The organism is Rhodococcus sp. p52, from assembly GCF_000763325.2.
Classification (GTDB): Bacteria; Actinomycetota; Actinomycetes; order Mycobacteriales; family Mycobacteriaceae; genus Rhodococcus; species Rhodococcus pyridinivorans.
In genome coordinates this window covers 3,340,156-3,353,628 of sequence record NZ_CP016819.1, presented here as the reverse complement: position 1 = coordinate 3,353,628, position 13,473 = coordinate 3,340,156, and the positions used below count along the sequence as shown (strand labels likewise).

The window sequence follows — 13,473 nt, the reverse complement described above, 5'->3', positions numbered from 1 at the left end:
CCTGCCGGAGGTCTCTCCCGCCCGGACTATCGCCGGACCGACGGCCCCGGGACGGCATCGGTGCCGAACGTGTTGACGAGACCGCCGCGGATCTGGGGATACTCCCCTCCACAGCTCCCACGATTGTGCCACACATCGTCACTTACCGCCGGAAGGCAACAGGGACGGCCGGTCGAACGGGCATGTCTCACTGCTCTGCGGCAGGCACTTCCACCGGATCCCCGCCGCCACGGATCGAGTACAGCAGGCCGTCGAGTTCCTCGGGTTTGACCAGCACCTCGCGGGCCTTGCTGCCCTCGCTCGGCCCGACCACGCCTCGGGTCTCCATCAGGTCCATCAGGCGACCGGCCTTGGCGAAGCCGACGCGGAGCTTGCGCTGCAGCATCGACGTCGAACCGAACTGGCTCGTGACGACGAGTTCGACGGCCTGCAGGAAGACGTCGAGGTCGTCGCCGATGTCGGGGTCGACGTCCTTCTTGTCGCCGGCCTTCGGGGCGGTGACGCCCTCGTTGTACTCGGGTTCGGCCTGGTTCTTGGCGAAGTCGACGACCCCTGCAATCTCCTCGTCGGTGATGAACGCACCCTGCAGGCGGATCGGCTTGCCCGCACCCATCGGCAGGAACAGTCCGTCGCCCATACCGATGAGCTTCTCGGCACCGGGCTGGTCGAGGATGACACGCGAGTCGGTGAGCGAACTCGTCGCGAACGCAAGTCGCGAGGGCACGTTCGTCTTGATGAGACCCGTGACGACGTCCACCGAGGGTCGCTGGGTGGCGAGCACGAGGTGGATGCCGGCGGCGCGGGCCTTCTGGGTGATGCGGACGATCGCGTCCTCGACGTCGCGTGGGGCCGTCATCATCAGGTCGGCGAGCTCGTCGACGATGGCGAGGATGTACGGATACGGCCGGTACACGCGCTCGCTGCCGAGCGGTGCGGTGATCTCCCCCGACTTCACCTTCGTGTTGAAGTCGTCGATGTGGCGCACGCGGTTGGCCTGCATGTCCTGGTAGCGCTGCTCCATCTCCTCGACGAGCCAGGCCAGTGCCGCCGCGGCCTTCTTCGGCTGCGTGATGATCGGCGTGATCAGGTGCGGGATGCCCTCGTAGGGCGTCAGCTCGACCATCTTGGGGTCGATGAGGATCATCCGCACCTCGTCGGGCGTCGCGCGGATGAGCAGCGACACGAGCATCGAGTTGACGAAGCTCGACTTACCGGAACCGGTCGAACCGGCGACCAGCAGGTGCGGCATCTTCGCGAGGTTGGCGGAGACGAAGTCGCCCTCGATGTCCTTGCCGAGACCGATGACGAGGGGGTGATGGTCGCGGCGGGGCGACGGTGCTGCGAGCACGTCCGACAGCCGCACGAGTTCGCGGTCGGTGTTGGGGACTTCGATGCCGACGGCGGACTTGCCCGGGATCGGTGCGAGCAACCGGACGTTGTCGGTCGCAACCGCATACGCGATGTTGCGGGCGAGCGCGGTGATCTTCTCGACTTTGACGCCGGGGCCGAGTTCGACCTCGTAGCGGGTGACGGTCGGGCCACGGGTGAAGCCGGTGACCGCGGCGTCGATCTTGAACTGTTCGAGAACCTCGGTGATCGCCTCGATCATCTGGTCGTTCGCGGCCGACCGCGTCTTGGGCGGGTCGCCCTTGGTGAGCAGCTCCAGTGAGGGCAGCGTGTAGTCGCCGTCGACCTCGCGGTCGCGCACGAACGTCTCGGCCGGTTCCGGCTCGGAGGTCTGGTCGACGACCTCGGGTACCGGGGCGGCCTTCGGCTTCTTGCGGGCGGGAGCCGGGGCCGGCGCTGCGGCCGGGGTCTCGGCGACCGAGGGCACCTCCAGTGTGGCCGGCGGTGAGGCGGGCGCCTCGGGGTCGGATGCGCGGTCGTCCCACAGCGGGAGCACCTCGGTCTTCGCGTCGCCGTCGAACTCGTCAGGCGGGTAGTTCTCCACCGGGGTACGCCGGCGGCGGGACCGCTTGGGGGCGGGCGGCTCGTCGATCGGGTAGCCGTCGGCGTCGAACATCGGCGGCTCGTCGTAGCCGTAATCGTCGTCGTAGTCGCCGTACTCGTCGTCGGCGCGGTAGCCGAGGCCGAAGTAGTCGCGGAACAGTTCGGGCAGCTCCCGCACCGTGGTGCCGGTGAGCAGCAGGATCCCGAAGCCCGCCGCGAGGAGCATCAGCGGCACGGACAGCCAGACGGTGAGCCCGGAAGTGAGCGGGCCGCCCACGGCGGCACCGACGAAACCGGCCCCTTCCGAGCGGCCCTCCGCGTCGGTGGGTGAACCGGAGGCGACGTGCCACAGGCCCAGTGCGGGGAGACCGACGAGCAGTCCGCCGACGACGAGCCGGGGACGGATCTCGGGATGCGGTTCGGTGCGCATGAGCGTCACCGCGATGCCGACCGCGACGAGCGGAAGGACCGCGCTCGCACCACCGGCTATGGCGCGGACGGCCGTCTCGACCCACTCCCCCACCGGGCCGCCGACGCCGAACCACACCGTGCCGGCGATGATCACACCGATGGAGATCAATCCGAGCGCGATGCCGTCGCGACGGTGTCCGGACTCGATCTCGGTGGCGCGACCCATCGTGCGGGTCGTGGCTCCGACAGCGCGGGCCGTCATCATCCAACCGGCGCCGACGGTGCGGCCCACGGCGGTGAGGATCCCCCCGGAACTGCGCCGGGGACGGGCGGGCGCGGGGCGTCGACTCGCGGCCGGAGCGCGACGTGCGGTGCCGCCGCTGCGACGGTTCGCGGTCGAGGCCGCGGCGCGCGGCTTGCGCGCAGGGGTGGACCGGGTCGATCCGGACGCCTTCGTCTTCGCGGTCGATCTGGTCTTCGAGGTGGAGGCACCCGCGCTGCGAGCACGGGAGGTGCTGCCGCCCGAGCCCCGCGCCCCCGTCCGCGACCGAGAGGTCGTAGACGACGTTCCGCGGCTGCCCGACGACTTTCCTGCCATATCCGCCAGGGTAGCCGCACGGACCTCTCATGAACCATCAGCAACACGGGTACCGGTCGGCGGCACTGGTCACACGCCGTCCGGGCGAGCGCTCACAGGCCGCGTTTCGATCCCGCCAGTTCGGAGACCGCCGACTCGTCGCCCTCGATCTCGAGCCGCACCTGGTCGCGGCCGAAGGCGTGCAGCACGAGTTCGGACGGTTCACCGCGCAGCACGACGGTGCGCGGACCGCGCTTGCGCAGGGCGACCCGCTCGCCGGAACCGGACCTCTCGAAGATCACCGTGACGTCGCATCCGCCGTAGCTGTTGCGTCCGATCATCCGCGCGATGCGCCAAAGCTGGTCCTGATCGTCCGCCGACAGCGTCCGCGGCTCCCATCCGGGCTGCGCGCGGCGCACGTCCTCATGGTGCACGAACATCTCCGCCGCGTTGGCGACGGCGTCGAACAGGAACATCGGCGACCACTTCGGCGGGCCGGAATCGACGTCGGCGAGCACGTGTGCCCACTGTCGGTCGGTGGCGGAGCGTCGCACCTTCTCCGTGTGATCGGCCAGGGCCGGGACGACGATGCCGGGCATCGCGTCCACGCGGCGCTCGCGGACGAGCAGGTGCGCGGCGAGATCCCGGACCGTCCAGTCGCCGCAGAGCGTCGGCGCGTCGGGTCCGACCTCGGACATGGTGCGGACGAGGGCATGTCGTTCGCTTCGGGCGAGGCTCATTCCGCCACTCTAGCGATCACTCCTGCCCTCGCCCATCGCGCGAGCCCGCGTGTTCGGCGGGCCCGCGCGGACCGAAATCAGGAGACCGGGATCACCGTGGGCACGATCATCGGGCGACGACGATAGGTCTCGGCGACCCAGCGGCCGACGACCCGGCGGATGCCCTGGGCGATGCGATGGGTCTCCGTGACCCCTTCGGCAGCGAGTTCGTTGAGCGCCTTGTCGACGAGCTGCGCCGCCTCGTCGAGTGCGTCCGGGTCGTCGGAGAAACCGCGACCGGAGACCTCCGGGGTGCTCACCGCACGGCCGGTCGCGGCGTCGACCGCGACTGAGATGGAGATGAAACCACCCTCGCCGAGGACGAGACGATCGGACAGCGTGGACTCGCCCACGTCGCCTACCGACAGGCCGTCGACGTAGACGTGACCGACCGGGACGCGCCCGACGATTTCCGCGAGTCCGTCGACCATGTCGACGACCACACCGTCCTCCGCGAGCACGATCCGCTCGCGGGGAACACCCGTGGCCTCGGCCAGTGCGGCGTTCGCCCGCAGGTGGCGCCACTCGCCATGGACGGGCATCGCGTTGGTGGGTCGCACCGCGTTGTAGAGATACAGCAGCTCGCCGGCCGACGCGTGACCGGAGACGTGCACCTTCGCGTTCTGCTGGGTGACGACCTTCGCGCCGCGCTTGGCCAGGCCGTTGACGACCGCGAACACGGAGTTCTCGTTGCCAGGGATCAGCGACGACGCGAGGACGACGAGGTCGTCGGCCCGGATGTTGATCTGCCGGTGCTCGCCGCGCGCCATCCGGGACAGCGCCGAGAGCGGTTCGCCCTGCGAACCGGTGGAGACCAGCACGACCCGGTCGTCGGGCAGGCTCGCGGCGGTGTCGATGTCGACCTCGAGGCCGTCGGGCACGTTCAGGTAGCCCAGATCCTGCGCGATCTGCATGTTGCGGACCATCGACCGGCCGACGAACGCCACACGCCGGTTGTAGCGCTCGGCGACGTCGACGATCTGCTGGATGCGGTGCACGTGGCTCGCGAAGGACGCGACGATCACCCGGTTGGCGGCCTTGCCGATGACGGTGTCGAGCACTCCGCCGATCTCGCGCTCCGGTGTGACGAAGCCGGGGACCTCGGCGTTCGTCGAGTCGACGAGGAACAGGTCGACACCCTCGTCGCCGAGGCGGGAGAAGCCCGCGAGGTCGGTGAGACGGTTGTCGAGCGGCAGCTGGTCGAGCTTGATGTCGCCGGTGTGCAGCACGATGCCCGCAGCGGTGCGGATCGCGACGGCGATCGCGTCCGGGATGGAGTGGTTGACCGCGAAGTACTCGCACTCGAACGGACCGTGCGAGGTGGTCTGCCCCTCGACGACCTCGACGAGGTTGGGACGCTGGCGGTGTTCGCGGCACTTCGCCGCGACGAGCGCCAGGGTGAACTTGGACCCGACGACCGGGATGTCGGGGCGCAGGCGCAGGAGGAACGGCACGGCACCGATGTGGTCCTCGTGGCCGTGGGTGAGGACGATCGCCTCGACGTCGTCCATCCGGTCCTCGATGTACCGGAAGTCGGGCAGGATCAGGTCGACGCCCGGCTGCTGGTCCTCGGGAAAGAGCACCCCGCAGTCGACGACGAGCAGCCGGCCCTGGTGCTCGAAGACCGTCATGTTGCGGCCGATCTCGCCGATACCGCCGAGCGCGACGACCCGCAGACCGTCGCGAGGAGCCTTCGGCGGCAGACCCAATCGCTCGGTGGGATCGACGATGCGGGCGTCCGGACGCTGGGGGTTCGCCGAGTTCTGCGCGACACGCCGCGGAACGCGGGCGGGCGGACCGGCGTTGCGGGTGGCGCGGCCCCGGCCGCGTGCGGGGCGGCTCATCACAGCACCCCCGCAGCCTGGAGATCCGCCGCGAGAGCGTCGATCTGCGCGGTCACCGGGGCGACCTGCGGCAGACGAGGCTCTCCGACGTCGATGCCGAGCAGCCGCAGGCCGGCCTTCGAGGCGCTCACGCCGCCCAGCCGAGCGACGGCGCGATAGATGGGTACCATCGACAGATTGATGCGGCGGGCGAGGTCGAGATCGCCGGCTTCGAAAGCGGTGTGCAGCTCGCGCAGGCGACCGGGCACGAGATGGCCGATGACGCTGACGAATCCGACGGCGCCGACGGACAGCCACGGCAGGTTCAGGGGGTCGTCGCCCGAGTAGAACTTCAGGTCGGTGGTACCGATCAGCTCGGCGCCCGCGTTCAGATCGCCCTTGGCGTCCTTCACCGCGACGATCCGGGGGTGCTCGGCGAGCAGACGCAGTGTGTCGGTCTCGATCGGCACGACGGATCGAGGTGGGATGTCGTAGAGCATGACCGGCAGATCGGTCGCGTCGGCCACCGCGACGAAGTGGGCGTAGAGGCCGGCCTGCGGGGGCCGCGAGTAGTACGGGGTCACCACGAGCAGGCCGTGTGCACCGGCTCGCGCGGCGTCGCGGGCGAGCTCGACGCTGTGGGCGGTGTCGTTGCTGCCGGCCCCGGCGATGATCTTGGCGCGGTCGCCGACGGATGCGAGCACGGCCCGCATCAGCTCCATCTTCTCGTTCTCGGTCGTCGTGGGCGATTCGCCGGTCGTACCGGCGAGAATCAGTGCGTCACAGCCACCGTCGACGAGGTAGTTCGCCAGACTCACGCCCGCATCCACGTCGAGCTTGCCATCGGCAGTGAACGGGGTCACCATCGCTGTGGCGACGGTGCCGAACGGAAGCTCGACAGCAGTTGCGGAATCACCGTTGGTCATGGTCAGAAGGCTACCGCGTGGCAGGGCCGGCTCGACACATGCCTGCCCCCCCAAGACGGATCACAGATCGGTGTAGCGGTCGATCAGAGGTCGGTCGCAAGCGTGGGAGCTGCGATCTCGCTGCCGTCGGCCAGCTTCGTGATCGCGAAGTCCGAGAACGCGTTCGGTGCGGCATCCGCGAGCTGACGCACACATTCGACGGCGAGACGCCGGATCTCGACGTCGGCATGTTCGGTCGCGCGCATGGCGACGAAGTGACGCCACGATCGGTAGTTTCCGGTGACGACGATGCGGGTCTCCGTGGCGTTGGGGAGCACCGCCCGGGCGGCCTCCCGGACCTGCTTGGCGCGCAACGGACCGGCGGGAAGATGCGAGAGCTTCTCGTCGAGCGCCGCCAACAGCGCCACATACGCCTCGCGGCTGCGCTCCGCGGCCGCGAAGAACAACTCCTCGAGTTCGGCATCGCCCGCAATCGCGGGCGGAACCACCACGGGCACCTCACCGTCGGCGACGAAACGCTGCGACAGCTGCGAGAACGAGAAGTGCCGGTGCCGGATCAGCTCGTGCGTGCACGAACGGGAGATGCCGGTGATGTAGAAGGTCGCCGTCGCGTGTTCGAGAACGGACAGGTGCCCCACGGTGAGCAGGTGACGGAGATATCCGCCGTTCGTCGCGGTGCGGGGGGTGGGCTTGGACCAGCTCTGGTAGCAGGCGCGACCGGCGAACTCGACGAGCGCTTCGCCGCCCTCGGCGTCGGTGTCCCAGTCGACGTCGTCGGGGACGTGGAACTCCGTCGTGGCGATGAGCCGGACCTTCGGAACGGCGGGTTCGGGCGCCATCGTCTCCTCCTCGCCTCGGTCGTCGCGCATCCTCCGGACGCGCCGTCTCTTCCGTCCGCACACTAACGCGCCTCGACCTGCGACGATCGATGACATCACGATGACACCTTGCGTGACATCATCGGTGACGTCACACTGGCGTCATGGACATCGACAAATACACGTCCGCCATCACGGACTCCGTGATCTCCGCAGCCGAACTCGGCGACGAGCAGACCCGACGCACCGCCGCAGCCCTCGCGACCGCCATCGCCGCACCCGTCCGCCTCGCGGTCCTGGCAGCACTGTCCGACATGGCCAACGAGATCAGCGACGAACTCGGCGACCGCACCGTCACGGTGCGCCTCGACGGCACCGATGCCGTCCTCGCCGTCCACAGCGAACCCGCTCCCCCGCACGAGGATCCGACGCCGTCCTTCGAGGAGATGACGGGCGACATCAGCCGGGTCACCCTGCGCCTCGTCGAACAGATCAAGACCAAGGCCGAGGAAGCGGCGCAGCAGAGCGGAGTGTCACTCAACTCCTGGATGGCGCAGGCGGTACAGGGCGCCCTACGGGAGCAGATGCGCTATCAGCGCCGCGCCGACGAATGGCGCCGTCAGGGCGGCTGGGCGAAGCCCACCCCGCCCGCACCCACCGAGCCGCAGCCGTCCGACCCGAGCGACACCGCGGGCCCGGACGACGCCGCCGGCCGCAACGACACTGCGGGCCCCGACGACACGAACCCGCGCAGCGACGCGTAAGGCACCTCACCGCACGATAGAGTGCCGACGCACACAATCGGGCGACGCGGAGGGCGCATGGCAGTCAGCAGCACCAGGAGTTTCGACATCGACGCAACCCCGGAGCAGGTGATGGCCGCGCTCGCCGCGGTCGAACGCCTGCCCGAGTGGTCGTCGACCCACAAGTCCGTCACCGTCGAGTCCACCCACCCCGACGGACGACCCCACCGCGTACGGATGACCGTCTCGATCGTCGGCATCACCGACGAGCAGGTCGTCGAGTACTCCTGGAACGGCGACGGGTCGATGTCGTGGACCCTGGTGGAGAGCAGCCAGCAGCGCCAGCAGGACGGCGCCTACACCCTCACCGCCAAGGGATCCGGCACGACGGCCGAGTTCTCACTGACCATCGATCCGAAGGTCCCCATCCCCGGATTCCTCGTGCGGCGCGCCGAGAAGATGGCCCTCGAAACCGCCGGAAAGGGCCTCAAGTCGTTCACGGAGAAGAACTTCCGCTGACGTCAGATGTCACCGGCCGCGGTCGCCGCGACGATGGCGCCGAGCTCGTAGCACTGCTCGCGTACCTTCGCGTCGACCGGTCCGGTGATCTCGAGATCGGCAGCAGCCTGCACGAGACCCAACCCGGTGGTCAAGCGCCGAACCGACGCCACAGCGCCGGCGGTGTCGTTGTTCCCGTGCACCCACAGACCGTAGGGACGGCCGGCCACGGCATCGAGACACGGGTAGTAGACCGTGTCGAAGAAGTGCTTGAGCGCACCCGACATGTAACCGAAATTGGCTGTCGTGCCGAACAGGAAGCCGTCGGCGGCCAGCACATCGGGCGCCGTGGCGCCCAGCGCGGGGACCACCCGGACGGTGACACCCGTGATCTCCGGGTCCCGCGCTCCCTCCAGGACGGCTTCGAGGATCTCGCGAGTCGGCGGCGAGGGGGTGTGATGCACCACCAGCACTGTGCGGGATCCGTCCTCGCGCCCTGCCTCGCCCGCCCCTGCCCGGTCTTCCACAGCCTCGTCCGTCACATCAGCAGGCTGCTGCACCATCTCGAGGTTGTCAAAGCCGCTCGCCGGTTCAGGAACCGGCTTGGCCGTCCCGTTCGAGCTTCTCGAGCGCAACGGCTCGGCGCATCGTCTCCCGCGCACGACTGCGGTCGCCCGCATAGTCGTAGGCGCGTGCGAGCCGGTAGGAGTTGCGCCAGTTGTCGGGGTCGGCTTCCCATTCCTGCTTCACGGTCGCGAACAGTTCGTCGGCGGCGTCCCGCTCGATCCGCCCCGACGGCATGCGGGGCAGGTCGTCGACGTCGAGTTCGAGGCCTTCGTCGTGGATCCGCCGCGCGAGGTGCTGATGCTGCAGCCCTGCGCGGAGGGTCGCGTAGACGATCCAGGCTCCCACGATCGGGAGAATGAGGATGCCGATCCCGAGACCGATCGCCGCGACCTCACCGGACCGGACCAGTTCCAGGCCGGTGGAGCCGAGCAGAACGAAGTAGAACCCCAGCGCCACCACGATGAACGCAATGGGGACGAGGACCTTGAGCGAGCCGGTTCTCACAGGTCGAGGAGGGGATCGATTCCGACGGTCAGACCCGGTCGCTTACCGATCTCCCGCACACCGAGCAGCACGCCGGGAGCGAAGGAGGAACGGTCGATCGAGTCGTGCCGAATGGTGAGGGTCTCGCCCTGGGTGCCGAGCAGCACCTCCTGGTGAGCGACGAGGCCGGCGAGACGCACGGAGTGCACGCGGACACCGTCGACGTCACCGCCGCGCGCACCGTCGAGTTCGGTGGTGGTGGCGTCCGGGCTCGGAGCCACACCGGCCTCGGCGCGGGCCTGCGCGATCAGACGGGCGGTGCGGTAGGCGGTGCCGGACGGGGCGTCGGCCTTGTTCGGATGGTGCAGCTCGATCACCTCGACGGAATCGAAGAACCGGGCGGCGGCCTGAGCGAAGCGCATCGACAGCACGGCACCGATCGCGAAGTTCGGCGCGATGAGCACGCCCACCTCGGGGCGGTCGGCGAGCCAGCTCCGCACCCGGTCGAGGCGCTCGTCGTCGAAGCCGGTGGTTCCGACCACGGCGTGGATGCCGTTCTCGACGAGGAAGTGCAGGTTGTCCATGACGACGTCGGGGTGGGTGAAGTCGACGACCACCTGGGTCTGCGAGTTCACGAAGGCGTCGAGGCTGTCGCCCTTGTCGACGGTGGCGACGAGCTCGAGATCGGACGCGGCGTCGACGGCGGCGCAGATCGCCTGGCCGACCTTGCCGGCAGCACCGAGTACACCCACCCGAACCTTTGTTGCATCCACTTGCGTCGTCACGCCCTTTCGTTGCCGTCTCCCCCGGAAATCCTACGCAACCACCCGTAGACGTCCCGAGCGGGTCGAACGCCACCTACTGCTGCGCGCAGAGCGCGTCGAGCCACAGAGCGACCGCCGAACGGATCTCGTCGACGCACGCCGTGTCCGAATCCGAGGATGTATGGGCACGAGCGCCGTGGGTGCGGTCGAACAGAACTCCTTCGAGCACGGTCACCAGATCGCGCCCCGCGGTCTCGGGGTCCGGCGCACCGAGCTCCCGCACGAGATCGGTGGCCGCGGAGATCGAGAACATGCAGGCCGCGAGCGCCTCGGCAGCCTCCGGTTCGAGGCGCGCGTCGGGCGCGAGCGCGTAGCGAGCCAGCACATCGGTGCGACGCACAGTGAGCAGGCGTTCGAGATAGCGCGCGATCAGGTCGGCAGGAGGGCTCGGGTCGCCGGTCGTGTCGTCGAACAGCGCGGCGAAATCCGCGCGCGACCGTTCGGCGAGGCGGGGGATCGCAGCCGAGACGAGCGCGTGGCGGGTGCGGAAGTAGTAGGAGGTCGATCCCTTCGGCAGGCCGAGGTGCACGTCGACGCCCGTGTGCGTCACCGCGTGGTTGCCACCGCGCGCGGCGAGTTCGAGGGCGGCATCGCTGATGGCCGTGCGCCGGGAGGGACGTTCGGGTGAAGTCGTCACTCTACGATGATAGAGTAACGGCCGTGAGGTTGCGCCGACGCAGAAACCGCATGTCGCCGAACACCGCCTCGTCGAACCCCGTCCCCCGCACGGTCTTCGAGGACGCCTCGCGCAGCCGGGGGTTCGTGCTCGATCCCGCGCAACACGACGCTGTCGAACAGCTGTGTCATCCCGAGCGCCCGAACGTCTACCTGTGGGGCCCACCCGGACGCGGCAAGAGCTGGCTCGCCGACGTGTACTTCTCGGCCTATCCCGGACGGAACAAGCTGCGCGTCCACTTCCACGAGTTCTTCCGCGACCTGCACGTCGAGCTGCGACGGCACCGCTTCGATCTCGACGCCGCACTCGATCACCTGATCGGCCGCGCCGAACTCGTGTGCTTCGACGAATTCCACGTCCACGATCCGGCGGACGGCACGTTCGTCGCCCGGCTGTTCCCCGCACTGCTCGCTCGCCGCACGCGTCTCGTCCTGACCTCGAACTATCCTCCACGCGATCTGCTCCCCAACCCGCTCTTCCACGACGGCTTCGTCCCGACGATCGAGCTCGTCGAGCGGAGCGCGACCATCGTCGCTCTGGACGGTCCGCGCGACCACCGGCTCGGCTCCGACCATGCGAAGGGATTCGCATCGGGGATCTGGGCCGTCTCCCCGTCCGATCCGCAGCTACGACGGCTCGGTCTCGAGCGGCCGGCACCGGTCGAACATCGGGTTCTGCGCCCGGCGGGGCGTCCGCTCCGCGCCCTACGGGCCGAGAAGGACTGTCTCTGGTTCGATTTCCGCGATCTCTGCGGGCATCCCACGGCTCCGGCCGACTATCTGGCGCTCGCGGCGGACCACTTGTTCTGGGTCGTCGACAAGATCCCGGATCTGACGACCGTGGGTCGCGAACCCGCGCAGCGGTTCGCCAATCTCGTGGATGTGCTCCACGACCGCGACGTGCGGGTCGTGTTCGTCTCGGAGGTCGCGGCGTCGGAACTCGCTGCCGCGGTGGGACCCGTCGCGCACGACATCGGACGCCTCCGGAGCCGACTGGCTCAGCTGAGGACGATTCAGGACACGAGCGCGCGCACCGACGCCGGAAGATCACGCGTGCGCCGGTAGGGGCCGGCGACGGCGACCGCGAACGGCCGGTGCAGCAGGTCGGCTGCCACGCTGCGCACCTCCTCGGTGGACACCGACGAGATGCGTTCGAGGGTCTCAGTGATGCCCCAGTGCTGCCCGTAGCTCAGTTCGCTGCGGCCGATCCGGTGCATGCGCGCCCCGGTGTCCTCGAGTCCGAGCACGAGACCGCCGCGCAGCGACCCCTTTGCGCGAGCGCATTCCGCGTCGGTGATGCCGTGTTCGGCCACGTCGGTGAGCACCTCACGGACCACCGCGGCGACCTCACCGAGATTGTCGGGCTGGCAGCCCGCGTACACGGAGAAGGCGCCGGTGTCGGCGAAGGTGTCGGTGCCGGAGTACACCGAGTAGGCCAGACCCCGCTTCTCGCGCACCTCCTGGAACAGGCGCGAACTCAGCCCACCGCCGACGGCTGCGTTGAGCACCGACAGCGCCCAGCGACGCCCGTCGTGCCGACCGAAGGACCGCACGCCGAGCGTCAGGTGCGCCTGCTCGTTGTCGCGCTCGACGATGCTCATCGTCGGCGCAGTGCGCAGTTCGAGCCGTCCGTCGCGGCAGGGCGCGGGGGTGGCCGCGTCGTCCAGGTGACCGGCGAAGGCGCGGCGGACCAGTTCGACTGTGTGCGCGTGGTCGACGTTGCCGGCGACCGCGACGACCATCCGCGGCGGGGTGTAGCGGCGCACATGGAACGAGTGCAACTGGGTCCGGGTCATGGACTCGATCGACTCGACGGATCCGATGATCGGCCGGCCGATGGGGTGATCGCCGTACAGCGCGGTGAGCAGCGAGTCGCCGAGCAGATCCTCCGGATCGTCGTCGCGCATCGCGATCTCCTCGAGCACCACCTGACGCTCGACGTCGACGTCCGCGCTCAGGCACCGGCCGCGCAGGACGACGTCGGCGACGACGTCGACGGCGATCGGCAGGTCGTCGTCGAGGACGTGCGCGTAGAAGCAGGTGTGTTCCTTGCTGGTGAACGCGTTGAGCTCTCCCCCGATCCCGTCCATCGTCTCGGCGATGTCGAGAGCGGTACGCGTCGGGGTCGCCTTGAACAGCAGGTGCTCGAGGAAGTGGGCGGCGCCTGCGACCGACGGTTGTTCGTCGCGGGATCCGACACCGACCCACACGCCGACGGCCGCCGAGCGCACTCCCGGGACGTGCTCGGTGACGACCCGCACTCCCCCGGGAAGGACCGAGCGGCGGACGCCGGTGGCCGCGACGGGTGCGGGGGTCGAAGCGTCGTTCTTCACGTGGGAACTGGAAGCCATGGGGATCTTCGGTGGTCCTGACAAGGTCGGAGGGCGCGGAACATTTCA

Annotated in this window: 13 protein-coding genes; 3 read left to right on the top strand and 10 right to left on the bottom strand. The window is 69.2% G+C overall.

Features of this window, described 5'->3' with window-relative positions; all coding sequences use genetic code 11:
• Nucleotides 1-187: 187 nt before the first annotated feature.
• The 5 genes from IM25_RS15500 to thyX form a co-directional block, all read right to left on the bottom strand.
• The gene (locus IM25_RS15500) at nt 188-2,959 is read right to left on the bottom strand and encodes a DNA translocase FtsK (RefSeq protein WP_198162497.1); all 2,772 of its coding nucleotides are present in this window, start codon (nt 2,957-2,959) and stop codon (nt 188-190) included.
• Between the two features lie 92 nt (nt 2,960-3,051).
• Nucleotides 3,052-3,678 carry a TIGR03085 family metal-binding protein gene (locus IM25_RS15495; RefSeq protein ID WP_033096529.1) on the bottom strand — a complete coding sequence of 209 codons (627 nt, stop codon included), beginning with the start codon at nt 3,676-3,678 and terminating at the stop codon, nt 3,052-3,054.
• A 77-nt stretch (nt 3,679-3,755) separates the two neighbouring features.
• Nucleotides 3,756-5,561, bottom strand: coding sequence for a ribonuclease J (locus IM25_RS15490; RefSeq protein WP_019289160.1), 1,806 nt, complete (start codon nt 5,559-5,561; stop codon nt 3,756-3,758).
• Nucleotides 5,561-6,466, bottom strand: coding sequence for a 4-hydroxy-tetrahydrodipicolinate synthase (gene dapA, locus IM25_RS15485; protein WP_065996162.1), 906 nt, complete (start codon nt 6,464-6,466; stop codon nt 5,561-5,563). Before dapA ends, IM25_RS15490 begins: the two co-directional genes overlap by 1 nt.
• Nucleotides 6,467-6,549: 83 nt before the next feature.
• Nucleotides 6,550-7,305 carry an FAD-dependent thymidylate synthase gene (gene thyX, locus IM25_RS15480; RefSeq protein ID WP_065996537.1) on the bottom strand — a complete coding sequence of 252 codons (756 nt, stop codon included), beginning with the start codon at nt 7,303-7,305 and terminating at the stop codon, nt 6,550-6,552.
• Between the two features lie 143 nt (nt 7,306-7,448).
• On the opposite strand from thyX, the gene IM25_RS15475 reads away from it, so the two are divergent.
• Nucleotides 7,449-8,048 (top strand): hypothetical protein, encoded by a 600-nt coding sequence (locus tag IM25_RS15475; RefSeq protein WP_006551249.1) that lies wholly within the window; start codon nt 7,449-7,451, stop codon nt 8,046-8,048.
• A gap of 57 nt (nt 8,049-8,105) precedes the next feature.
• Complete coding sequence (locus IM25_RS15470; protein WP_006551250.1) at nt 8,106-8,546, top strand: SRPBCC family protein; 441 nt, start codon at nt 8,106-8,108, stop codon at nt 8,544-8,546.
• A gap of 2 nt (nt 8,547-8,548) precedes the next feature.
• Here the strand turns inward: IM25_RS15470 and IM25_RS15465 are convergent, their stop codons facing one another.
• From IM25_RS15465 to IM25_RS15450, 4 genes are all read right to left on the bottom strand, one after another.
• Entirely contained in the window at nt 8,549-9,052 is a 504-nt protein-coding gene (locus tag IM25_RS15465) for a flavodoxin family protein (RefSeq protein ID WP_052039982.1), read from the bottom strand.
• A gap of 64 nt (nt 9,053-9,116) precedes the next feature.
• Nucleotides 9,117-9,596, bottom strand: coding sequence for a hypothetical protein (locus IM25_RS15460; protein WP_033096526.1), 480 nt, complete (start codon nt 9,594-9,596; stop codon nt 9,117-9,119).
• Nucleotides 9,593-10,348, bottom strand: a complete 756-nt coding sequence (gene dapB, locus IM25_RS15455) for a 4-hydroxy-tetrahydrodipicolinate reductase (protein WP_170318494.1) — start codon at nt 10,346-10,348, stop codon at nt 9,593-9,595. The genes IM25_RS15460 and dapB overlap by 4 nt, the downstream gene beginning before the upstream one ends.
• 85 nt (nt 10,349-10,433) lie before the next feature.
• Complete coding sequence (locus IM25_RS15450) at nt 10,434-11,036, bottom strand: TetR/AcrR family transcriptional regulator (protein ID WP_065996161.1); 603 nt, start codon at nt 11,034-11,036, stop codon at nt 10,434-10,436.
• A gap of 50 nt (nt 11,037-11,086) precedes the next feature.
• Here IM25_RS15450 and zapE point away from each other — a divergent pair, with 50 nt between their 5' ends.
• Nucleotides 11,087-12,139, top strand: a complete 1,053-nt coding sequence (gene zapE / locus IM25_RS15445; protein WP_006551255.1) for a cell division protein ZapE — start codon at nt 11,087-11,089, stop codon at nt 12,137-12,139.
• Here zapE and IM25_RS15440 read toward each other — a convergent pair.
• Complete coding sequence (locus IM25_RS15440; RefSeq protein WP_006551256.1) at nt 12,088-13,425, bottom strand: M16 family metallopeptidase; 1,338 nt, start codon at nt 13,423-13,425, stop codon at nt 12,088-12,090. The genes zapE and IM25_RS15440 overlap by 52 nt on opposite strands.
• Nucleotides 13,426-13,473: the final 48 nt, after the last annotated feature.

Bases quoted from the DNA above. Each gene is read 5' to 3' on its own strand.
- IM25_RS15500 (WP_198162497.1), bottom strand. From the start codon at position 2,959: ATGGCAGGAAAGTCGTCGGGCAGCCGCGGAACGTCGTCTACGACCTCT.
- IM25_RS15495 (WP_033096529.1), bottom strand. From the start codon at position 3,678: ATGAGCCTCGCCCGAAGCGAACGACATGCCCTCGTCCGCACCATGTCC.
- IM25_RS15490 (WP_019289160.1), bottom strand. From the start codon at position 5,561: ATGAGCCGCCCCGCACGCGGCCGGGGCCGCGCCACCCGCAACGCCGGT.
- dapA (WP_065996162.1), bottom strand. From the start codon at position 6,466: ATGACCAACGGTGATTCCGCAACTGCTGTCGAGCTTCCGTTCGGCACC.
- thyX (WP_065996537.1), bottom strand. From the start codon at position 7,305: ATGGCGCCCGAACCCGCCGTTCCGAAGGTCCGGCTCATCGCCACGACG.
- IM25_RS15475 (WP_006551249.1), top strand. From the start codon at position 7,449: ATGGACATCGACAAATACACGTCCGCCATCACGGACTCCGTGATCTCC.
- IM25_RS15470 (WP_006551250.1), top strand. From the start codon at position 8,106: ATGGCAGTCAGCAGCACCAGGAGTTTCGACATCGACGCAACCCCGGAG.
- zapE (WP_006551255.1), top strand. From the start codon at position 11,087: ATGTCGCCGAACACCGCCTCGTCGAACCCCGTCCCCCGCACGGTCTTC.
- IM25_RS15440 (WP_006551256.1), bottom strand. From the start codon at position 13,425: ATGGCTTCCAGTTCCCACGTGAAGAACGACGCTTCGACCCCCGCACCC.